Raw genomic sequence first — 20,106 nt, 5'->3', positions numbered from 1 at the left:
CGTTACGGCTTGGTCGGGACGGGCTTGAACTTGGCCGAGATCACGTCCTCGACCGGCACGATGTCCTTGAGTCCGCCGAGCTTGGCGAGGTCGAGCGAGAGCTGCACGGCCGCATTGACGTCGGCCGCGCCCATGTCGCCGCTGGTCTCGAGCTTCATGATCGTGTTGTCGTACTCAAGGCCCGCGATCTCCGGCGGCATTTCATAGAGCTCAGCGATCAGCTTGACGGTGACGTCGCGGTTGGCGCGCATGAACGCGACCGCACCATAGAGGGCGTTCACCGCCTTCTGCACCATCTGGGGCTTGGCCTCGGCGAATTTGTCGAGCACGATCCAGCCCGCAGTGAGGTTCGGCGGGACCGCGGTCGCGTAATCGAGGATGGGCTTGGCCTCGCCTGACTTCGAGATCTGGAAGCTCAGTGGCGAATAGACCACGGCGGCCTCGACATTGCCGGCAAGCAGGTTCGGCACCAAGCCGCCGCCGCCGACGGGAACGCGCGTAAAATCGATCTTCTTGTCCTGGATGGTCCACAGCGCGAGCAGGTCGGAGCCGGAGCCGGCCGCGGTGATCGCCACCTTCTTGCCGTTGAGGTCCTTGACGTCGAGCGTCGACTTGGTCGGGACCATCAATTGCCAGCCGAAATTGCCCATCGCGGCATTGGCGACGATCCGCGACATGACGCCCTTCTTGCGTCCGGCGGAGACCAGCGACGGCGGATCGAGAATGATGTCGGCCGCGCCCGCAGCCATGCCCTCGAACGTCTCCGCGCCGCTGCGGTAGATCGTGAGCTCAGCCTGGATGCCTTCCTTCTCGAACAGTTTCTGCCGCACCGCCGTCTCGGCGATCGTGGTCGGCCAATAGGTTTTCGTCGGCAGGCCGACGCGGATGGTGTCGGCGGCGCTCGCAGGGCCCACCAGAATAGCGGCGGCGATCAGCGACATCAGCGCGTGATTGATCTTCATTATTGGCTTCCTCCCGGTCTCTGTTTTTTGTGTGCCGGATTTTTCCGGATCGTCAGGTCGTACGGCTCACCTCCGCAATGCGAGAGGCGGCGAGCTCGACGAATTCTTTGGTGGTGCCGAAGTGCTTTGACAAGGCGCGAACTGCCGCATCCGCATCGCGCCTGATCACGGCGGCGACGATCGCCTTGTGTTCGGCTTCGACGTTACGCGGCTTGCCACCGGCCTCTCGGCGGATCGAGAGGCGGCGATATCGCTCGCTCTGCTCGTGCAGCACGTCGCGGAAGCCGAGCAGCCATGGCGAGCCGCACGCGTTGACCAGCGCACGATGGAAGATGCGGTGACGGATCACCCACTCCTCGTAGTGCACGGTCGGATCGTCGGGATAACGATGGGGAACGGCCTTCAAATCCGCCCAGGCGGATTTCACCGATGCGAGCCAGGCCTCATCGCCCCGCTCGATCGAGCGACGGAGCGCAAGCCCCTCGATGTCGATCCGGGTCTGCGTCACGTCGGCAAGATCGGCGAGCGACACCGGGCTCACGCGAAAGCCACGCTGGTCCGACGCCTGCACGAGCCCATCCGCGACAAGTCGCGACAGCGCCTCGCGCACGGCGGCGAGGCTCACGGAAAACTGTTTGGCGAGCCCCGCGATATGCAGCTTCTGGCCCGGCGGCAGCCGCGTCGCCAGGATATCGGCGCGCAGACGTTCGTGCAGCGCCGACGTCAGGCTGCGCGGACCATCCCCGGGGCTTCCGGACAACTGGAACTGAAGCGGACCCATGGTCGGATGATTGCAAGGCGGCGGCCGCCGGTCAACAGAAAATCGAAAATCGATTTTTTCTAGCTTAGGTTACGCTACGCCTTGCCCAACGTCCTGGGAATGCGCGGCCCTGGACGGCGCGACGTCGAGACGAACAGCTACGCCACTCAGATCCGGGCTTGGCGCCGGGTAGAGCTTCATGACGAGCGGATCGTGGCCGGGAACGATGTGGTCCGTGTCCGGCGCTGCGGCTCGCAGCTTGTCGAAGCCCACCAGCATGTCACCGACATGAAAGGCCGTCGTGAACGGACGCTCGCTCGTCATGTTCTCGTAGAAATGACTGACGTCGGAGGCGAGCACGACCGGGCCGCGGCGCGTGTTGACGCGGACGAACTGAAGACCGGCGGAATGCCCGCCGGCCGCGCGGACCGTCAGTCCGGGCGCGATCTCGGCGTCGCCGTCGTAGAACAGCACCCGGCGCGCATAGTTCAGCCGCACGATCCCGCAGACGTCCTCGACCTCGAAGGAATGCGACAGCCTCGGATACTGCATATAGCGCCCGGTGGCGTATGCGAGCTCGCGCTCCTGAAGATGAAACCGCGCGTTCGGAAACCGGTCGAAATTGCCGGCGTGATCGTAGTGCAGATGCGTGAGGATCACATCCTTGACGTCGGCCACGTCGACATCGAACGCGGCAAGCGTCTCCACCGGGCAGCGCAGGAATGTTCGCCTGCGCTGCCTTGCGATTTCGGCGTTGAACCCGGTGTCGATGACGAAGGTGCGACCGCCTCCCCTCGCCAGCCACATGAAATAGTCCATCGGCATCGGCCCGTCATGCGGATCGCCGCCGATGAAGTGCTCGCTCCGCTGGGCATCCCGCGTTGCATAGCGGATGGCGAAGAGCTCGTATTCCGGGTCAGCCATGAGAGCTTCCATCAAACGGGCTCAGGACCCCGCATCGACCTCGTTGAAGGCCTCGCGCGCGTTGCGGAAGGCGTCGATGCCGGCGGGCACGCCGCAATAGACCGCGACCTGGAGCAGGATCTCCTTGATCTCCTCCTTGGTCAGCCCGTTCTTCAGGGCGCCCTTGACGTGCAGCTTCAGTTCGTGGGGGCGGTTCAGCGCGCCCAGCATCGCCAGATTGACGATCGAGCGCGTGCGGCGGTCGACGCCGGGCCGCGTCCACAGCGCGCCCCAGCAGAACTCGGTCGACCACTCCGCCATCGTGCGCGTGAACTCGTCGGCACCGGCGATCGACTTGTTGACGTAGTCCTCGCCGAGCACCTCTTTACGAACTTTGAGGCCCTTTTCGAACAGTTCGGTCTTGCTCATGATCGTCCCTTTCCGGTCTTGAGAGATTCTAGTTGGAAATTGTTTGGCGCGACGCCGATGGTGGCCGCAGTGACTGCAGCAGCGTGGCGACGTCGTCCGCCGCATCAAGCCGCCAGACTGCATCGATAACTCGGTCCGCGTCCCAGTCACTTCGACCGGTCCGCACGCCTTCGCGCAGCTTCTCTTCGATCTCGCGGTCTGAAAGCGGCGCAGCCTGGCTGCCGCGCGGCGAAGTCACGGTCTCTGTAAGAATTTCACCAGACGACAGGCGCAAGGTGACGCGCGCAGCGCCATCGGGCATCTGCGCATCAAGCTCCGCCCTCACCTTCTGCCGCAGTCGCGCGATATCGGGCCGGACCACGGTCTCCTGCGCGAACTCGGCCACACCGGCCGCGCCGAGCAACAGTCCGCAAGCCGCGCAATGATGGATGCTGACGCGCGCATCGCGCTCGTTGTTCACGGGGCGATCACCGCGCGCGAGCAGCAGTGCCGAGCCCTGCACTGTCACCGACTCGACCTGGTCAACGCGCCGGCCAATCCGTTCGCGCAACAGCAGGCAGGCGTCGATGACCGAATGGAACACGATGCCGGCGGGATAGGGCTTGTAGGTGTTCTTCGCGATCTCCCAGGTCTTGCCGAGGCCATCGAGCATGCGGGCGAGATCCGGCTCATCCCCCATGGTACGCGCCCAGCCGAGCGGACCTTCGATGGCGCGGGGCGCAGCCTCATAGCCCTGCTGCGCGAGCAGCGCGGCGAACAACCCGTTACGTGCGGCATTGCCGACGCTGACATTCTTGGCGGCGCTTGGCAGATTCTCGACATTGCCGGCCGACTGGCTCGCCGCAAGTCCGATCGCGTTCGTAATCCCTTCCGCTGGCAGCCCCAACAGCTTCGCGCACGCCGTCGCAGCGCCGAAAATCCCGCAGGTCGAAGTGATGTGCCAGCCACGGGCGTAATGGCGCGGCGAGACTGCGTTGCCGATGCGGCACTCCACATCCACGCCAAGGATGAACGCGGTCAGCACCGCGCGCCCCGTCAGCTTGCGCGTCTCTGCCAGCGCCAATATCGGCGCGGCGACCGGCGCGGCCGGATGGATGATCGTTTCAGGGTGCGTGTCGTCGAAGTCGAGCAGATTCGCCGAGATGGCATTGAGAAACGACGCGCACAGCGCGTCCATGGACTCCGAATGGCCGATGATTGTCGATGTCGCGGCGCCGCTGAACGGCGACAGCGTGCGCATCGCGGCCGTGACCACCGGATCGCGTGCGGAGCCGAGCGCGGTCGCAAAGAAATTGAGGATCGATCGCTTCGCCTCAGGGCTCTGCGCCTCCACGTCCGCCCACGACGAGGACGCGACGAAATCGGCGAGCGTCTTGCTCACACTCGGAATTGAAGCTTGCGGCACGCGGGGCGTCTTCCTCGTTTTCCCGGACCATATGACGATCCGCGGCAAACTGTCGACCCCAAATGTTATGCTTGACAGCTTGTCTGACAATCATAACAATCCGGCCCGTTGGCGCGGGATCCCGCTGCCACGACGACGGCGGCCGAGAAGGCCGGCCGGCGAAAGCGTTTGACCAACGAGATCAAGAAGGCGCGCCCGTCACGGGATCGCGCGACAGGGAGTAGACGATGGCGGGAGAGATTCTCGGCGTAATCGGTACGGGCCGCATGGGCGGCCCCATGGCGGGGCGATTGATCGACGCGGGCTATTCGCTCGTCATCTATGACACGCAGGCTGAAGCAACGCAGCCGCTGGTCAAGCGCGGCGCCCAGCTCGGCAAGTCGCCGGCCGATGTCGCCTCGCGCGCCGACATCGTGCTCGCCAGCCTGCCGACGCCCGACATCGTCAAGGCGGTCACGCTCGGACAGGACGGCATCAGCAGCGGCAGCCGCGCCAAGATTGTCATCGATCTCTCGACCTCGGGTCCCGGCGCCGCGAAGATCGTTGCGGAAGGCCTGAAGGCCAAAGGAATGACGCTGGTCGATGCGCCCGTGAGCGGCGGCATCAAGGGCGCCGTCAACGGCACGCTGGCCGTGATGGTGTCCTGCCCGCAGGCGACCTACGAGACCGTGCAGCCGATCCTGAAGAATTTCGGCAAGCTGTTCTACACCGGCGACAAGCCCGGCGTGGCACAGACGGCCAAGCTCGCCAACAATCTGATGGCGGCCGCGGCGCTGGTGATCACGTCCGAAGCGGTCGCGATGGGCGTCAAGGGTGGCGTCAATGCCAAGGTGCTGATCGACATCATCAACGCCAGCAGCGGCCGCAACAGCGCGTCCGAAGACAAATTCCCCCGCGCGGTGCTGCCCGGCACCTTCGATTTCGGCTTCGCCACCGGCCTCTCCTACAAGGACGTCCGGCTCTGCGTCGACGAGGCCGAGGCCATGGGCGTGCCGATGGTCTGCGGCGCAGTGGTGCGGCAGATGCTCGCGATCACCAACGCCAAGTATGGCGCGTCGTCCGACTTCACCTCGATCGCCAAGGTGCTCGAGGAATGGGCCGGGGTCGAGATGCGCGGCTGATCACGCAAGCCTTCAGGGAGAGCGATTGCGATGACGATCGGCCCGACCGGATCAGGCAAGGTCTCGCTCACGCGCCAGATGGCGCGGAGCGTGCTTGCGCTCGATCTCGGCGATTTCGGGCCGGAGGTCGTCGCGAAGGCAAAGCTCTCTCTGCTGGACTTTTTGTCCTGCGCCTTCGAGGCGGGCCAGCATCCCTGGAGCCGTCAGGCGGTCGCGATCGCACAAGCCGGCGGCACTGCAACGATCATCGGGACGTCACAACTCTCCTCGTCGGCCGATGCCGCCTTTGCCAATGCTGTGATGGGGCACGGCCTCGTCCGCGAGGACATGCATGCGGCCAGCATCGCGCACCACGGCGTCGTGATCTGGCCGACGCTGCTCGCGCTGTCGGAACAGACGCCGCTGCACGGAGCCAGGCTGCTCTCGGCCGCCATCATCGGCTATGAGACCGGCGCGCGGATCGGCCGCGCGCTCCTGACCTCCGACCTCGCACGGCTCTATCGCCCGACGGGGCTCGTGGCGCCGCCAGGCGCGGCGCTGGCTGGAAGCTTTGCGCTCGGTCTGTCCGAGGACCAGGCAACCAGCGCCGTCGCGATCGCGGCCAATACGTCCAGCGGGCTGAACGAGTGGCCGCATGCCGGCGGCTCCGACATGTATTTTCATCCCGGCTTTGCGGCCAGCAACGCGATCAAGGCGATCGGTCTTGCGGCAGCCGGCGCTTTCGGCTCGGAAACCATATTAGAGGGTGAAGCCGGCCTGTTCGCCGCCTATCGCCGCCAGGCCGCGCCCGACAGCATCACGCTCTTCCCCGATGGCGAGAGCGAGATCATGGCCGTCTACAACAAGCCGGTCCCGGCCTGCAATTTCGCGCAGACCGCGGCCCAAGCAGCGCTTCGCGTCTCGCACGAGCTCGCCAGCACTGAGGAGATCGACCGCGTCATCATTCGCGCACCCGATGCCGCCGTTCGCTATCCCGGCTGCGACTCCATGGGGCCCTATCGCAACGCGCTCCAGGCCAAGATGAGCATTCCCTTCAGCGTCGCCGCCACGCTGGCGCGGGGCGAGATCGAGGAAGAGAACTATTCCGAACTCGATGATGCCGACATCATTCGCCTGGTCGCGGTCACCGATCTCGGGGCAGATCCAGGCTTCACCGCCGCCTTCCCCGGCAAGCAGGGCGCGGAGGTGACCGTGCATCTGCGCAGCGGCCGGACCATCCGGCACGCTTTGCCCGACGTCATCGCCGCAACGCCTTCAGAGATTCGTGCGCGCTTCCGCGCCGCCGCCATTCGCGCCCTCGGCGAGGACCGCGCGCACCGGCTCGAGCAACTCATCGACGGCTGCGAGCAGCTCGGCAATGCCGGCGACATCGCAGCGCAGTGTCGTCTGGATGCGCCAGAACGAGTTTTACGATCGGCATCATAAGAAATGCCAAACAATACGGGGGAAACATGGTCGACCGGGAGACCAGCCTAGCAGTGCCGACGACGCACAATCGCCAGCAAGCCGGCGCTCGCGCCGCGCGGAGGCGGGGCTGATGGAAGGCTTCTTTCAAGCGCTCGCTGCGGGCCTTTTGATCGGCGCCGTCTATGGCCTGATGTGCGTCGGGCTCGGCCTGATCTTCGGCGTCATGCGCGTCATCAACTTCGCCCATGGCGATTTCATGATGCTCGGCATGTATGCCGCCTTCTATCTCTTCACCGCCGCCGGCATCCAGGCGCTGTTCGGCAACACAGTGGGGCCGTTCGTCGCCATCCTGCTGGCTGGTCCCGTGCTCGCCGTGTTCGGCTATTTCGTCCATCTGGCCCTGATCTCGCGCGTCTCGGGCACGCGCACCGCCTCGCTTGAAGGCGAAGGCCATTACGCCCAGCTCATCCTCACGCTCGGCATCGCGCTGATCCTGCAGAATGGCGGCCTCATCGTTTTCGGATCGGTGCTGGCCTCGATCCGCACGCCGCTGTCGAGCTCGGCCTGGGAGTTCGTTCCCTTCTTCGACATCAGCATCTTCCTCAACAAGGCGCGCAGCATTGACGCGATCGTTTCGCTCGCGATCATGATTCTGCTCTCGCTGTTGATCACACGGACCCGGATCGGCAAGTCGCTCCGCGCCGCCGCCGACAATCCGACCGCCGCGACCTATATGGGCATCGACGTCGACCGTGCGCACCGCACCGCTTTCGCGCTCGGCTGCGGCATCACCGCGATTGCCGGCGGCCTGCTCGCGACCAACTATCCGTTCCACCCCTTCGTCGGCCTCGAATACGTGATCGTCATGTATGCCGGCGTCGTGCTCGGCGGCATGGGCAGCATCATCGGTGCCTTCTGGGGCGGCATGACGATCGGCCTCGTGCAGCAGATGTCGACGCTGATCCTGCCGACGCAGTTGCAGAATGCCGCGATCTTCGCCGTCTTCCTCCTCATCATCTTCTTCCGTCCGCAAGGTTTCTTCGGGCGCATGGTCGAGAGGACGTGACCATGCTCCGGATGCGTTCACTGCTGCCTCCCCTGCTCTTCACGCTCGCTTACGCCGGGATCTCACTCGGCGTCACCAACTCCTACTACCAGCTCATCCTGACGCTGGTGCCGGTGTGGGCGGTGTTCGGCCTGTCCTGGAATCTGCTCAGCGGCTACACCGGGCTGATCTCGTTCGGCCACGCAGCCTTCTTCGGCATCGGCGCCTATGCGACCGCGCTCGGGCAGATCTATTTTGATATCTCCCCCTGGCTGCTAATCCCGGTCGCCGCCATGCTCGGCGGCATTGCCGGGCTTCTGATCGGATTTCCGACCTTCCGCCTCCAGGGCCACTACTTTGCGCTCGCGATGCTCGCCTACCCGCTCGCGATTCTCTACGTGTTCGAGTGGCTCGGCTTCCAGGAGGTGACGCTTCCGATCAAGCGCGACGCGCCGATCGCCTATATGCAGTTCTCTGATCCCCACATCTACACGCTGCTGGGGCTGGCCATCATGCTTGCCACCATCGTGCTGACGCAGGTGATCGAGCGATCCCGCTTCGGCATGGCGCTGCTCGCGATCAAGCAGAACGAGGCTGCGGCAGAAGCGGCCGGAATCAACACGCTGGCTTGGAAGCTGCGCGCGATCACGTTGAGCGGCGCGATCGCCGCCGCCATCGGCGGATTCTATGTGCAGGTGCTGCTGGTCGTAACCCCGCAATCGGTGTTCGGCATGCTGGTGTCGGCGCAGGCGCTCACGGTCGCGATGTTCGGCGGCGTCGGCACGGTCTGGGGGCCGGTCATCGGCTCCGTGATCCTGATCCCACTCGCCGAGATCCTGCACGCAGAGGCCGGTGCACGGATCCCCGGCATTCAGGGCGTCATCTTCGGCCTTGCTATCGTCTGCGTCATCCTGCTCGCGCCGGAAGGCCTGTTCTGGAAACTGCGCGATCTCCTGCGCAAGCGAAATGCATCCAAGGCCACGGCGAGCGACACTCCGGAAACGGCCGTCGCCAACGTCACGGCGCTGAAGCCCGCCGCGCGGCAGCGTGCGGCCACCGGCGAGGTGATGCTCGAGGTTCGCAATCTCTCGCGCTCCTTCGGCGGACTCAAAGCCGTTCAGGACGTCAGTTTCAAGCTGCACAAGAACGAGATCCTCGGCATCATCGGCCCGAACGGCGCCGGCAAGACCACGCTGTTCAACCTCCTCAACGGTTTTCTGAAGCCGAGCGAGGGCGAGGTGCTGATCGACGGCCGCAACATGTCCGGCCAACGGCCGCACGTGATCTGCGAGGCCGGCATCGGCCGCACCTTCCAGGTGATGCGGCCATTCCTGCGCATGTCGATCCTCGACAATGTCGTGGTGGGGGCCTATGTGCGCGCCCGCTCCGATGCGGAGGCACGCAAGCTTGCCGCCGACGCAGTCGCCCGCGTCGGGCTCTCCGCCGTAGCCAACCATGTCGCCGGCGAACTCTCGACCAAGGAGCTGCGGCTGATGGAGCTCGCCCGCGCGATCGCCGGCCAGCCGCGCATTCTGCTGCTCGACGAAACGCTTGCGGGCCTCGGCCACGGCGAAGCGGACGAGGTCGTCGCCGTGATCCAGCAGCTCGCACGCGACGGCATGACCATCGCCATCATCGAGCACACCATGCAGGCGATGGTCCGCCTGGTGGACAGATTCCTCGTGCTCGACCATGGCGCCGTCATCACCGAGGGCCTGCCCGAAGTGGTGACGCGCGACAACCGGGTGATCGAGGCCTATCTCGGCAAGAAGTGGGCGGGCCATGCTGCGAATTGAGGGATTAAGCGCGGGCTATTCGGCCAAGCCCGTCCTGAACGACGTGTCGATCAATGTCGGCGCGGGCCAGTTCGTCGCGATCGTCGGGCCCAACGGCGCCGGCAAGACGACGCTATTCAAGACAATCTCCGGCATCGTGAAGCCGAGCGGCGGGAGAATTACGTTCGACGGCGTCGATCTCCTCGCGGTGCCGCCGCCGCAGCGCGCCCATCTCGGCATCGCCCATGTCCCCGAGGGCCGCCAGGTGTTCCCGTCGCTGACGGTGATGGAGAACCTCGAAATGGGTGCAATGACCGAAAGCGGCCGGCGCGACTGGCAAACCAACATCGAGCGCATCTTCGAATGGCTGCCGGTGCTGAAGGAACGCCGCAACCAGTTCGCTGGCACGATGTCCGGCGGCCAGCAGCAGATGCTAGCGATCGGCCGCGGCCTCGCCTCCTCGCCGAAGCTGTTGATGCTGGACGAGCCCTCGATGGGGCTCGCACCGTCGACCGCGGACTTCATCTTCGAGCGGCTGATCGATATCCGGCGTCAGTCCGGGCTGACCATGCTGCTGGTCGAGCAGCGCGTGGCGGAAGCACTGGAGTCCGCCGACCACGGCTACGTCCTCGAAGCCGGACACGTCGTGCTCGAAGGCAACAACGACACGCTGCGCGCCGATGATCGCGTGCGCAAAGCCTATCTCGGCATGTGACGAACAAAAAACAAAGAGCAGGGAGACAACAAGGTGAACAAGACATCGAAGGGCAGCATATCAAAAGGACTGACGCGCCGGACCGTGCTGTCGGGCGCCGCCGCCGTCGGCCTCGCCGGCGTGGCACGGGCGCAGGCGCCGGCCGAGGTCAAGGTCGGACTGATCGTCCCGCTGTCGGGCATCTACACCCGCCCCGGCCAGGTGATGAAAATGGGCGCCGAGATGGGCATCGAGCACATCAACGCGCAGGGCGGCATCAAGGCGCTCGGCGGCGCCAAGCTGAAGCTGGTGGTGATCGACTGCGGCGACACCACCGAGAAGGCCAAGAACGCGGCGCAGCGCATGGTGGCACAGGAGCCCGATCTGGTCGCCGCCACCGGCTCTTATCTCTCGTCCTTCACCCTCGCCGTCACCGAGGTGACCGAGCGCGCCGAACTTCCGGTGCTGACACTGTCCTATTCGGACCTGCTGACCGACCGCGGCTTCAAATACATCTTCCAGACCGCCGCGACCGCGAGCCGTCAGTCCGAGCTGGGCCTGCCGACGCTGATGAAGCTCGCCGAGAACGCGTCGGGCAAGAAGCCCAAGACCGTGGCGATGCTGATGGACAACACCGCGACATCCGTCGCCACCGCCAAGGCACTCAAGGAAAAGCTGCTCGCACAGGAAGGCCTCCAGCTTGTCGTCGAGGAAGTCTGGACCCCGCCGCTGTCGGATGCCACCCCGCTGATCCAGAAGGTCCGCTCGGCCAAGCCAGACCTGCTGCTGTTCATGCCGAATGCAGTGTCGGACGCCAAGCTCGGGCTGGAGAAGATCAGCGAGTTCGGCCTCGGCCAAGGCAAGATCCCGACGGTGTCCTTCAGCATCACCATCGCCGAACCCGACATGCTCCAGAGCGTGAGCCCGGAGACCGTGCAGGGCATCATGACCATCGTCGCCAACTGGGGCTCGAAGGGCCACGAAGCGCTGATCGCCGAGCTCAAGGCCAAATACAAGGAGCCCTGGATGACGCAGAACGTCATCTCGACCTACGGCGACATGTGGCTGATGAAGGAAGCGCTGGAGAAGGCCGGCAAGGCCGACCGCAACTCGGTCGCGCAGGCGTTCCGCACCATGGATGCCGGCCCGTCGAAATACTATCCGGGCGGCCAGCTCAAATTCGACGAGAAGGGCCGTCGCGTCGGCGCCGGCGTCGTCATCGTGCAATGGCAATCGGGCGTGCCTGTCACCGTCTATCCGCCCGATCTCGCGCAAGCAGAGCCGTTCTGGCCGAAGAAATCCTAAGCGCCGCGCAATTTTTCAGGGAGGAGAATTGTCATGACTGCAAGAAGCAAGTTCACGATCTCGCGGCGAGCGCTATTGGCCGGCGCGTCCGGCACGCTGATCGCATCTCGCGCCTGGGCGCAGCAACCTTCAGAGGTGAAGGTCGGCCTGCTGGTGCCGATCTCCGGTCTCTACGCCCGCCCGGGAACGGTGATGCGTGAGGGCGCCGAGATGGCGGTCGACCACATCAACGCGCAAGGCGGCATCAAGGCGCTCGGCGGCGCCAAGCTGAAGCTGGTCGTGCTCGATTCCGGCGACACCACGGAGAAGGCCAAGAACGCCGCCCAGCGCATGGTCGCCCAGGAGACCGATCTGGTCGCGGCCAGCGGCGCCTATCTGTCCTCGTTCACGCTCGCGGTGACCGAAGTCACCGAGCGCGCCAGCCTGCCCGTCCTCACCCTCTCCTATTCCGACCTGATCACCGATCGCGGCTTCAAATACGTGTTCCAGACCGCGGCCACTGCAGGTTCGCAGGCACGGCAAGCGTTGCCCCAGATCATCAAGCTGGCGGAGACGGCCTCCGGCAAGCGGCCGAAGACTGTCGCGATCCTGACCGACAACACGGGGGCCTCGATCGCCTCCGCAAAGGCGATGCGCGAGGGCCTGCTGGCGGAGAATCAGTTGCAGCTGATCGTGGACGAGACGTTCACGCCGCCGCTGGCGGATGCGACCTCGCTGGTGCAGAAGATCCGCTCGGCGAAACCCGATCTGCTCTTCTTCCTGCCGACGGTGATCTCGGACGCGAAGCTGCTGCTCGAGAAGATGAACGAGTTCGGCCTTGGCCAGGGCAAGGTGCCGACGATCTCGTTTGGCATCGCGATCGCCGAGCCGGACATGCTGCAAACCGTCAGCCCCGAACTGCTCCAGGGCGTGCTGACCTGCGTCGCAAGCTGGGGCGCCAAGGGCCACGAAGCGCTGATCGCCGAGTTGAAGACCCGCTACAAGGAGCCGTGGATGACGCAGAACGCGATCTCCACCTATGGCGACATGTGGGTGATCAAGGACGCGCTCGAGAAGGCCGGCAAGGCCGACCGCGTTGCCGTCGGCGAGGCGCTGCGCACCATGGATGCCGGCCCCTCGAAATACTATCCGCTGGGCGAGATCAAGTTCGACGAGAAGGGCCGCCGCGTCGGCGCCGGCATGACCATCGTGCAGTGGCAGTCCGGCGTGCCGGTGACGGTGTTCCCGCCCCAGCTCGCGCTGGCGCAGCCGTTCTGGCCCAAAAACTGAACTGAGAACTGACCTGAGAACTGACAACGCCCGAAAGAGAAACGGAGAACAACATGGACAAGGCGACTTACGACCGCGGGCTCGAAATCCGCAAGAGCGTGCTCGGCAACGAGTTCGTGGACAAGGCGATCGCATCCGCGGACGAGTTCAACCGTCCGATGCAGGACCTCACCACGGAGTATTGCTGGGGCTACGTCTGGGGCCGCGACGGCCTCACGCGCAAGACGCGCAGCTTCCTCAATCTGGCGATGCTCTGCGCGCTCAACCGCCCACACGAGCTGAAAACCCATGTCCGCGGCGCGCTCGCCAACGGCGCCACCAAGGAGGAGATCCGCGAGGTGTTCATGCAGGTCGCGATCTATTGCGGCGTTCCGGCCGGCGTGGATGCGTTCCGGAACGCGAAGGAAGTCTTCGCCGAGCTCGACAAGAAATAACGGAGCGTGACGACGATGAAGGGCAAATGGGCACTCGTGACCGGTGCGACCGCGGGCCTTGGCCTCGCGGTCGCGGAAGGCCTTGCCGGCGCGGGCGCCAACATCGTCCTTCATGATCTCGTCGCGCCGAAGCAGGCCGCGGATGACCTCCGCGCCCGCTTCGGCGTCGAGGTCGTCGCGGCCGGCGCCGATCTCGCCCAGCGCGAGGCGATCGAGGCCATGATGGCCGATCTGCTCGACTGCTGCGGCGCCATCGACATCCTCGTCAACAACGCTGTGATCAGGCATTTCTCCGCCATCGAGCAATTTCCGCCCGATTGCTGGGAGCAGGCGCTGGCGGTCAACCTGTCGGCGCCGTTCCATTTGATCCGCCTGGCGCTGCCGGCGATGAAGCAGCGCGGCTGGGGCCGGATCATCAACATGGGCTCGATCTATTCGAGCCGCGCGGTCGAGGATCGCATCGACTACGTCACCACCAAGACTGCGATCCTCGGTATCACCCGTGCGGTGGCGATCGAGACGGCGCGGAGCGGCATCACCTGCAACACGCTGTGCCCGGGCACGCTGCCAACGCCCGCGATCCTGAACAAGATCGCAACGATCGCGTCGAACAGCGGCCGTCCGGTCGACGACGTGACCAAGGAATATCTCGGCGAGCGCCAGCCGACGCAGCGTTTCGTCGAAATGAATGCGGTCGCCGCCATGGTCGTCTTTCTCTGTGGGCCCGCGGCAAACGATATCACCGGCGCCAGCCTGCCGATCGACGGCGGCTGGTCGGTCGCATGAAAGCATTGGGAGTGTTACGATGACTGAACAATCGAGCCAGAGCGTCGTGCTGACGGGCGCCGCCGGCGGCATGGGACGCGCCATCACCAAGGCCTTGCTGGAAAGCGGCCGCCGCGTCGTGCTGGTCGATCGCGACGCCAAGGCGCTTGAGGAACTCGCGTCCACGGCGGGCAACGCGGTGTTTCCGATCCAGCTCGACATTAGCAATGGGCAGGCCGTAGATCGCCTGCCGGACGCCATTCCCGCGCAGTTCAAGCCGGTCGACGTCCTCATCAACAACGCCGGACACGATATCGGCGGGCGGACGCGGTTCGATGCCGGCTCCGCCGACGACTGGTCCAACATCATCCAGACCAATCTGATCGGCCTGATGCGCGTCACCCGCGCGATCCTGCCCGACATGGTCAGGCGCAACGCCGGCCATGTCGTCAACATCAGCTCCATCAACGCGGTCCGGATCGTCCCCGATATGGCCGCCTACAGCACCAGCAAGGCGGGCGTCCACATGTTCACCGAGACGCTGCGGGGCGAGCTGGCGGAAACCGCGATCCGGGTCACCGAACTCCAGCCAGGCCTGACCCGGACCAACATCATCCTGACCCGCTACCGCGGCGACAGGCAGAAGGAAAAGGACTATTTCGACCAGTTCAGGATGGCGCTCGAGCCTGCCGATATTGCCCGTTCGATCGTCTTCGCCCTGGACCAGCCCGCGCACGTTCAAATTGCCGAAATGATGATTCTGCCTGTAAACCGGTACTGACTTTTCCCAACCAGGGTCCGGACATGGAAAGACGTAGCGAATTGCAGTCGACACTCCGCATCGAGGACGTCCCGACCGTCCGGGCGATGGTCGCGCAAAAGCTGCGCGAGGCGATCATGTCCGGAACACTCAAACCGGGCCAGCGCCTGGTCGAGCGCGAGCTCTGCGAGATGATGGGCGTCAGCCGGCCTTCGATCCGCGAAGCCCTGCGAGCCCTCGAAGCCGACGGCCTCGTCAACATCGTCCCCCACCGCGGCCCCGTGGTCTCCACGATCAGCCTCGAAGAAGCCCGGCAGCTCTACGCGGCCCGCGCGGTGCTCGAAGGTTTCGCCGGCCGCGAATGCGCCAGACTCCACGATCCGGAAGTGGCTCGACGGATCGGGGAAGCCCTGGCCCGGCTGAAGGCGGCCGCAGCCAAGCAGGACCTCGTCGGGAGCCTCGAAGCCAAGACCGACTTCTACGCCGCGCTGATCGGCGGCTGCCGCAACGCCTTCATCGAGCGCATGCTCAAGCCGCTGCACGACCGGATCCAACTGTTGCGGATCACGTCGATGTCGCAGCCGAAACGGATCAACAAGAGCCTGCGCGAGGTCACCGCGATCTGGCGTGCGATCCAGAACGGCGATCCGGATCTCGCCGAGCGCTGCTGCGTCGATCACATCAATGCGGCTGCGGTGGCCGCGCTCGACATGATTGAACGAAACGCCGCCAAGGAGGCGGCGCCTTCCGACGACTAGAAAAACAAGAATTCAGGGAGTGTTCGATGTTGTCTCTGGTACGATCGCTGATCCTGTGTCTCCTGCTCTTGCCCTGTGGCGCGGCAATCGCAGACGACTACCCCACCCGCCCGGTCACGATGATCGTGCCGTTCTCCGCCGGCGGCCCCGGCGACGTCATCGCGCGAATTCTCGGCAACGCCATGAGCGCGACGCTGAAGCAGTCCATCGTCATCGAGAATGTCGTCGGTGCCGGCGGCACACTCGGCACCAACCGCGTCGCCAAGGCCGCGCCTGATGGCTACACGCTGCTCCTGATGCATGTCGGCCAGGCCACCGCGCCCGCGCTCTATGCCAAGCTGCCGTTCGATCCCGTCGGCGACTTCGCCATGATCGGGCTCGTCACTGATGTCCCGATGATCCTGGTGGCCCGGCCGAATTTCCCGGCCAAGGATCTCGGCGAGATGATCGCCCGCATCCGCAGCGAGGGCGACAAGATGACTTTCGGCAATGTCGGTCTCGGCTCAGCCTCGCAGCTCTGCGGCCTGATGTTCATGAGCACCACCGATACGAAACTCTCGCAGATCTACTACAAGGGCGGCGGGCCCGCGCTGAACGATGTCATAGCCGGCCATATCGACGTCTATTGCGATCCCGCGACGGGACCGACGCCCTATATCCAGTCGAACACGATCAAGGGCTACGCGATCACCAGCAAGACGCGCGTCGCGACACTGCCTGGCGTGCCGACCTCGGCCGAGGCCGGCGTTCCCGAATTCGATGTGACGACCTGGTATGGCCTCTACGCGCCGCGCGGCACGCCGAAGCCCGTGGTCGACCAGCTCGTCGGCGCACTCCAGACGGCGCTCAAGGACCCTGCGTTGATCAGCCGCTTTGCCGAGCTCAGCATGGCTCCGGTTGAAGCCGAGCGCGCGACGCCGGCTGCGCTCGAAGCCTTCCTGAAGGCGGAGATCGCCAAATGGGGGCGGATCATCAAGGCAGCCGGAATCGAGCCGCAGTAGGCCTGCTTCACTCGTCCAGAAGCTCCAGGAATTCCTCGATCCGGCCGAACGGGTCCGCGTGCCCGCGGGCGGCGCAGACGACGCGATCGCCGTCTCGCTGGAGCGATCGCGCCCTGGATTTCCGCAGCCGCCCGGGGAGGAAAGTGGCAGCGACGGCCTCGGGCCCGACATCGAGCCTGACGATGCCACGCCGCTTGCAATCGATCCGGAGCCTCGCGGCCGCAAAGAAATCACGCGCCTCCGGCGGCAGCCTGCCGAAACGCCGCGAAGTCTCCTCCTCCAGGTCTTCCAGATCGTCGTCGCTCCGACATCTGGCGGCGCGGCCATAGATCTCGAGCCGCATTGCTTCCGATTGCACATAACCTTCAGGCAACATGTCGCCGACAGGCAGATTCAGATCCGGCACCCACAGAAAGGCGCCCGAGTCGTTCACTCTTTCCGAGGCGAGCTTCAGGAGATGACTGTAGAGCACCGGCCCGAACACCTGCACGTGCCCGGACTGCTGTTCGGAAAACAGATCGCCGGCGCCCCTGAGGTCCAGGTCGCGCTCGCTGATGGCAAAGCCGGCGCCGGGCTTGCTGAACTCCTCGAGGACGGCCAAACGCTTCTCGGACTGTTCCGAGGTCGACTCCGTCAGCAGATAAGCGAAGGCGCGCGTTCCGCCGCGTCCCACCCGCCCCCTGAGCTGATGGAGCTGTGCGAGGCCGAACTTTTCGGGCCAGCACACCACGATGGTATTCGCGCGCGGGATATCGAGACCGCTTTCCACGATGTTGGTCGCCAGGAGGACGTCCGCTTCGCCATCGACGAAACTCATCATGCGGTCGTCGAGGTCGTCGACGGGCATCTTGCCATGAAGGCAGACGATGCGGAGGTCGGGCGCCAATGATTGCACGCGCGCCAGCATCGGCTCCAGATCCTGGATGCGCGGGCAGATCAGAAAACTCTGTCCATGCCGCCGCCGTTCGCGGAGCAATGCTCCGGCAATGGCCGCATCCGACAGCGGAGCGATCTTGGTCACGATCGGAAGCCGGTGAACCGGCGGCGTTGCGATCACGCTGAGATCCCGGAAGCCCGCAAGACCAGCAGCGAGCGTGCGCGGGATCGGCGTCGCGCTCATCCAGAGCGTATGGGCATTCTTTGCCAGGCCTGAAAGCTTCGCCTTCTCCGCCGCTCCGAAGTGCTGCTCTTCGTCGATGATGACGAGGCCAAGATCGGCGAACTTCACATCCTTTGCAGAGAGCGCCTGCGTGCCGACAACGACTTTCAGCCTGCCGCTTCGCAGGCCCTCCTTGATCCCTCGCGTCTCCGGGCCGGAGGTCGCTCGCGACAGGCTTCCGACGTCGATACCGAGAGGACCGAAGCGCTTGCGGAAGGTTTCGACATGCTGCCGCGCCAGGACCGTGGTCGGCACCGCGATCGCCACCTGTTTCCCGGACAGCGCCACAGCAGCTGCCGCGCGCAACGCGACCTCGGTCTTTCCAAATCCGACGTCGCCGCACACCACCCGGTCCATGGGATGACCTGCCGCGAGATCATCGAGCACGTCCTGAATGGCCTTCGCCTGATCGACGGTCGGGAAATACGGAAAACGCGCAACGAACCTTTCATAGAGCGGCCCGGGTGCGACCAGTTTCGGCGCGCGGCGGCGGTGGCGCTGGCTGATGTGCTTTGCGAGCGCCTTGGCGGCGACCTGAATCTCCGCCTCGGCCTCGGTCCGCCGCGCCCACCATGTGCTTCCGTCCGCCTTGTCCCGCGCCAGCTTGCCGGGCTCGGCCGCATAGGGCCAGATCAAGGCAAGGTCGGCCGGCGGCACGAGAACGGCATTGTCTCCCGCGAACGCAAGCCTGACCATCTCGCGCCGCGATCCCGTCCCCATGGCGAGGGTCTGCAAGCCGTCGAGCAGAGCAAGCCCACGCTGCAAATGGACCACCGCCGCGCCGCGTTCCGGAACGTCAGGATGGTCGAACGCGGCCGTCCAGGCTCTCGCCATCGGCTGCGGATGATGGGCTCTGCTGCCGAGCACGTCGGACGCGGTGACGATGACGAGAGGCTTGCGGCCGGCCCCGACGAAGCCGGCATCGAAGTCGGCCAGGAACGCCGTTTCGCGCTCCCGTCCCTCCGTCGCCTCGCTCCAATCGGCACAGCGCTCCGCCTTGATGCCGCTCATCCGCTCCATCGCGCGAAGGTCATCCTCGACGGCCGCGACGAACAGCACCCGCGACCCGGCGCGTTGCATGTCGTCAATAAATGCGCGGAGGATCTTTCTTGGCGAAGAGGCCTTCGAGAAATCGGGCGTCGGCGTGAAGGCCGATTTTTGCGGAAGTACGCTGATGCTCTTCTTCAGCCGCTTCCAATCCGCCCGTCCGAGATACTCGCGCTCCGCATCCCTGCGGCCAGCGGCCTCCTCGATGGTGCCCAGCCAGATATCGGCGTGGCCCGGTACGCCGGCATCCACGATCCACCGCGCGCGAGCGCAATAATCCGGCAGCGTCGCCCGCTGCCCGCGCTTGCCTCCGAGCGCAATCTGTTCGGACATCGGATCGATCAGCAATTCCCTGGTCTCGTAGACGACCTCATGCTCGACCGGATCGACGGCAACGATCTTACGGATAACACCGTCGGAATGTTCGATCCTGAAAGGACCAAGTCCGCCCGCGGGAAACACCTCGAACGTCTTGCCGTGGAACAGGACGCCGCCCGGATATTCCGCCTCTTCGTCGAGGTCGTAGCCGAGAGCTTCCAGGCGGCGCTCCAGCTCGGCTTCCGAATAGGCCGCGCCCACTTTCAGGCTGAGGCTGGTCTTTGACCAGCTCGCCGGCAGTGGCAGCCGCTCCATGATGGCTTCTGCGGTCGATACGAGGAAGACCGGCTTCCTTGCCTTGGCGAGGCGCCGCAACACCGAGCTCCGCCTGCCCGCGATCTCGCGCGACGGCTCCAGACCATCGAATGGCAGATTGTTCAGTCGCGGGAACACCAGCACGTCGACCGAAGGGTCGAGCGCGTGGATCACGCCACCCAGCCGCTCCGCCCTGTTCTCATTGTCGCAGAGGAACACGAGGCCGTCGCGGCCAGACTTCTCCCACTGCTCGCGCAGATGCAGCGCCAGCATGCCGAGCGGCGATGAGGACGAGACCGTAGAACGCGACGCGCTCTTGCCTTTCGAGCCTTTGCTCTCTGTGCTCTTCGAACCCTTGCTCTTTGAACCCTTGCTCTTCGAGCTCTTGGTCTTCGGGCTCTCGCCTTTCGAGCTTTTGGCCTTGGTCTTTTTCGCGCCGGTCGCGGCCCGGGCTTTTTTGGTGGACGCCAATGT

General features: G+C 65.0%; 18 protein-coding genes. 12 read left to right on the top strand and 6 right to left on the bottom strand.

Annotated features, from left to right (window positions below):
• Positions 1–2: 2 nt before the first annotated feature.
• The 5 genes from AB7245_RS16485 to AB7245_RS16465 all read right to left on the bottom strand — a co-directional run bounded on the left by AB7245_RS16485 (position 3) and on the right by AB7245_RS16465 (position 4,435).
• Positions 3–962 (bottom strand): ABC transporter substrate-binding protein, encoded by a 960-nt coding sequence (locus AB7245_RS16485; protein WP_085403194.1) that lies wholly within the window; start codon positions 960–962, stop codon positions 3–5.
• Positions 963–1,014: 52 nt separating this feature from the next.
• Positions 1,015–1,743, bottom strand: coding sequence for a GntR family transcriptional regulator (locus AB7245_RS16480; protein ID WP_071915391.1), 729 nt, complete (start codon positions 1,741–1,743; stop codon positions 1,015–1,017).
• 69 nt (positions 1,744–1,812) lie between these two features.
• Entirely contained in the window at positions 1,813–2,646 is an 834-nt protein-coding gene (locus tag AB7245_RS16475) for an N-acyl homoserine lactonase family protein (RefSeq protein WP_439034438.1), read from the bottom strand.
• Between the two features lie 21 nt (positions 2,647–2,667).
• Positions 2,668–3,054 carry a carboxymuconolactone decarboxylase family protein gene (locus AB7245_RS16470; protein WP_027575101.1) on the bottom strand — a complete coding sequence of 129 codons (387 nt, stop codon included), beginning with the start codon at positions 3,052–3,054 and terminating at the stop codon, positions 2,668–2,670.
• A 28-nt stretch (positions 3,055–3,082) separates the two neighbouring features.
• Positions 3,083–4,435, bottom strand: coding sequence for an MmgE/PrpD family protein (locus AB7245_RS16465; protein ID WP_245344194.1), 1,353 nt, complete (start codon positions 4,433–4,435; stop codon positions 3,083–3,085).
• Between the two features lie 251 nt (positions 4,436–4,686).
• Between AB7245_RS16465 and AB7245_RS16460 the strand changes: the two genes are divergently transcribed.
• The 12 genes from AB7245_RS16460 (at position 4,687) to AB7245_RS16405 (ending at position 16,793) form a co-directional block, all read left to right on the top strand.
• Entirely contained in the window at positions 4,687–5,580 is an 894-nt protein-coding gene (locus AB7245_RS16460; protein ID WP_085403191.1) for an NAD(P)-dependent oxidoreductase, read from the top strand.
• Between the two features lie 30 nt (positions 5,581–5,610).
• Positions 5,611–7,005: an MmgE/PrpD family protein gene (locus tag AB7245_RS16455; RefSeq protein ID WP_085403190.1), complete on the top strand. Its 1,395-nt coding sequence runs from the start codon at positions 5,611–5,613 to the stop codon at positions 7,003–7,005.
• Between the two features lie 112 nt (positions 7,006–7,117).
• Complete coding sequence (locus AB7245_RS16450) at positions 7,118–8,053, top strand: branched-chain amino acid ABC transporter permease (protein ID WP_028147199.1); 936 nt, start codon at positions 7,118–7,120, stop codon at positions 8,051–8,053.
• 2 nt (positions 8,054–8,055) lie between these two features.
• Positions 8,056–9,828 carry a branched-chain amino acid ABC transporter ATP-binding protein/permease gene (locus AB7245_RS16445; RefSeq protein ID WP_201266221.1) on the top strand — a complete coding sequence of 591 codons (1,773 nt, stop codon included), beginning with the start codon at positions 8,056–8,058 and terminating at the stop codon, positions 9,826–9,828.
• On the top strand, positions 9,815–10,522 hold the full coding sequence (locus AB7245_RS16440; RefSeq protein WP_085403188.1) for an ABC transporter ATP-binding protein: 708 nt from the start codon (positions 9,815–9,817) through the stop codon (positions 10,520–10,522). The genes AB7245_RS16445 and AB7245_RS16440 overlap by 14 nt, the downstream gene beginning before the upstream one ends.
• Before the next feature lie 33 nt (positions 10,523–10,555).
• Positions 10,556–11,806 carry an ABC transporter substrate-binding protein gene (locus AB7245_RS16435; protein ID WP_085403187.1) on the top strand — a complete coding sequence of 417 codons (1,251 nt, stop codon included), beginning with the start codon at positions 10,556–10,558 and terminating at the stop codon, positions 11,804–11,806.
• Between the two features lie 33 nt (positions 11,807–11,839).
• The gene (locus AB7245_RS16430) at positions 11,840–13,075 is read left to right on the top strand and encodes an ABC transporter substrate-binding protein (protein ID WP_085403186.1); all 1,236 of its coding nucleotides are present in this window, start codon (positions 11,840–11,842) and stop codon (positions 13,073–13,075) included.
• Positions 13,076–13,128: 53 nt separating this feature from the next.
• Complete coding sequence (locus AB7245_RS16425; RefSeq protein WP_014496467.1) at positions 13,129–13,509, top strand: carboxymuconolactone decarboxylase family protein; 381 nt, start codon at positions 13,129–13,131, stop codon at positions 13,507–13,509.
• 15 nt (positions 13,510–13,524) lie between these two features.
• Positions 13,525–14,295, top strand: a complete 771-nt coding sequence (locus tag AB7245_RS16420; RefSeq protein ID WP_085403185.1) for an SDR family oxidoreductase — start codon at positions 13,525–13,527, stop codon at positions 14,293–14,295.
• Positions 14,296–14,314: 19 nt separating this feature from the next.
• Positions 14,315–15,055 (top strand): SDR family oxidoreductase, encoded by a 741-nt coding sequence (locus tag AB7245_RS16415; protein WP_085403184.1) that lies wholly within the window; start codon positions 14,315–14,317, stop codon positions 15,053–15,055.
• 23 nt (positions 15,056–15,078) lie between these two features.
• Positions 15,079–15,792: a GntR family transcriptional regulator gene (locus AB7245_RS16410; RefSeq protein ID WP_085403183.1), complete on the top strand. Its 714-nt coding sequence runs from the start codon at positions 15,079–15,081 to the stop codon at positions 15,790–15,792.
• 26 nt (positions 15,793–15,818) lie between these two features.
• Positions 15,819–16,793 carry a tripartite tricarboxylate transporter substrate-binding protein gene (locus tag AB7245_RS16405; protein WP_085403182.1) on the top strand — a complete coding sequence of 325 codons (975 nt, stop codon included), beginning with the start codon at positions 15,819–15,821 and terminating at the stop codon, positions 16,791–16,793.
• A 7-nt stretch (positions 16,794–16,800) separates the two neighbouring features.
• On the opposite strand, the gene AB7245_RS16400 is transcribed toward AB7245_RS16405, so the two are convergent.
• On the bottom strand, positions 16,801–19,905 hold the full coding sequence (locus tag AB7245_RS16400) for a DEAD/DEAH box helicase (RefSeq protein ID WP_085403181.1): 3,105 nt from the start codon (positions 19,903–19,905) through the stop codon (positions 16,801–16,803).
• Positions 19,906–20,106: the final 201 nt, after the last annotated feature.

The sequence above is a fragment of the Bradyrhizobium sp. 604_D8_N2_3 genome (genome assembly GCF_051810765.1).
In the GTDB taxonomy this organism is placed as follows: domain Bacteria; phylum Pseudomonadota; class Alphaproteobacteria; order Rhizobiales; family Xanthobacteraceae; genus Bradyrhizobium; species Bradyrhizobium barranii.
Note: the sequence above shows the minus strand (reverse complement) of the source record. Positions and strands in the feature narration are given on the sequence as shown.

Bases quoted from the DNA above. Each gene is read 5' to 3' on its own strand.
- AB7245_RS16485 (WP_085403194.1), bottom strand. From the start codon at position 962: ATGAAGATCAATCACGCGCTGATGTCGCTGATCGCCGCCGCTATTCTG.
- AB7245_RS16480 (WP_071915391.1), bottom strand. From the start codon at position 1,743: ATGGGTCCGCTTCAGTTCCAGTTGTCCGGAAGCCCCGGGGATGGTCCG.
- AB7245_RS16475 (WP_439034438.1), bottom strand. From the start codon at position 2,646: ATGGCTGACCCGGAATACGAGCTCTTCGCCATCCGCTATGCAACGCGG.
- AB7245_RS16470 (WP_027575101.1), bottom strand. From the start codon at position 3,054: ATGAGCAAGACCGAACTGTTCGAAAAGGGCCTCAAAGTTCGTAAAGAG.
- AB7245_RS16460 (WP_085403191.1), top strand. From the start codon at position 4,687: ATGGCGGGAGAGATTCTCGGCGTAATCGGTACGGGCCGCATGGGCGGC.
- AB7245_RS16455 (WP_085403190.1), top strand. From the start codon at position 5,611: ATGACGATCGGCCCGACCGGATCAGGCAAGGTCTCGCTCACGCGCCAG.
- AB7245_RS16450 (WP_028147199.1), top strand. From the start codon at position 7,118: ATGGAAGGCTTCTTTCAAGCGCTCGCTGCGGGCCTTTTGATCGGCGCC.
- AB7245_RS16445 (WP_201266221.1), top strand. From the start codon at position 8,056: ATGCTCCGGATGCGTTCACTGCTGCCTCCCCTGCTCTTCACGCTCGCT.
- AB7245_RS16440 (WP_085403188.1), top strand. From the start codon at position 9,815: ATGCTGCGAATTGAGGGATTAAGCGCGGGCTATTCGGCCAAGCCCGTC.
- AB7245_RS16430 (WP_085403186.1), top strand. From the start codon at position 11,840: ATGACTGCAAGAAGCAAGTTCACGATCTCGCGGCGAGCGCTATTGGCC.
- AB7245_RS16425 (WP_014496467.1), top strand. From the start codon at position 13,129: ATGGACAAGGCGACTTACGACCGCGGGCTCGAAATCCGCAAGAGCGTG.
- AB7245_RS16420 (WP_085403185.1), top strand. From the start codon at position 13,525: ATGAAGGGCAAATGGGCACTCGTGACCGGTGCGACCGCGGGCCTTGGC.
- AB7245_RS16415 (WP_085403184.1), top strand. From the start codon at position 14,315: ATGACTGAACAATCGAGCCAGAGCGTCGTGCTGACGGGCGCCGCCGGC.
- AB7245_RS16410 (WP_085403183.1), top strand. From the start codon at position 15,079: ATGGAAAGACGTAGCGAATTGCAGTCGACACTCCGCATCGAGGACGTC.
- AB7245_RS16405 (WP_085403182.1), top strand. From the start codon at position 15,819: ATGTTGTCTCTGGTACGATCGCTGATCCTGTGTCTCCTGCTCTTGCCC.
- AB7245_RS16400 (WP_085403181.1), bottom strand. From the start codon at position 19,905: ATGCTGGCGCTGCATCTGCGCGAGCAGTGGGAGAAGTCTGGCCGCGAC.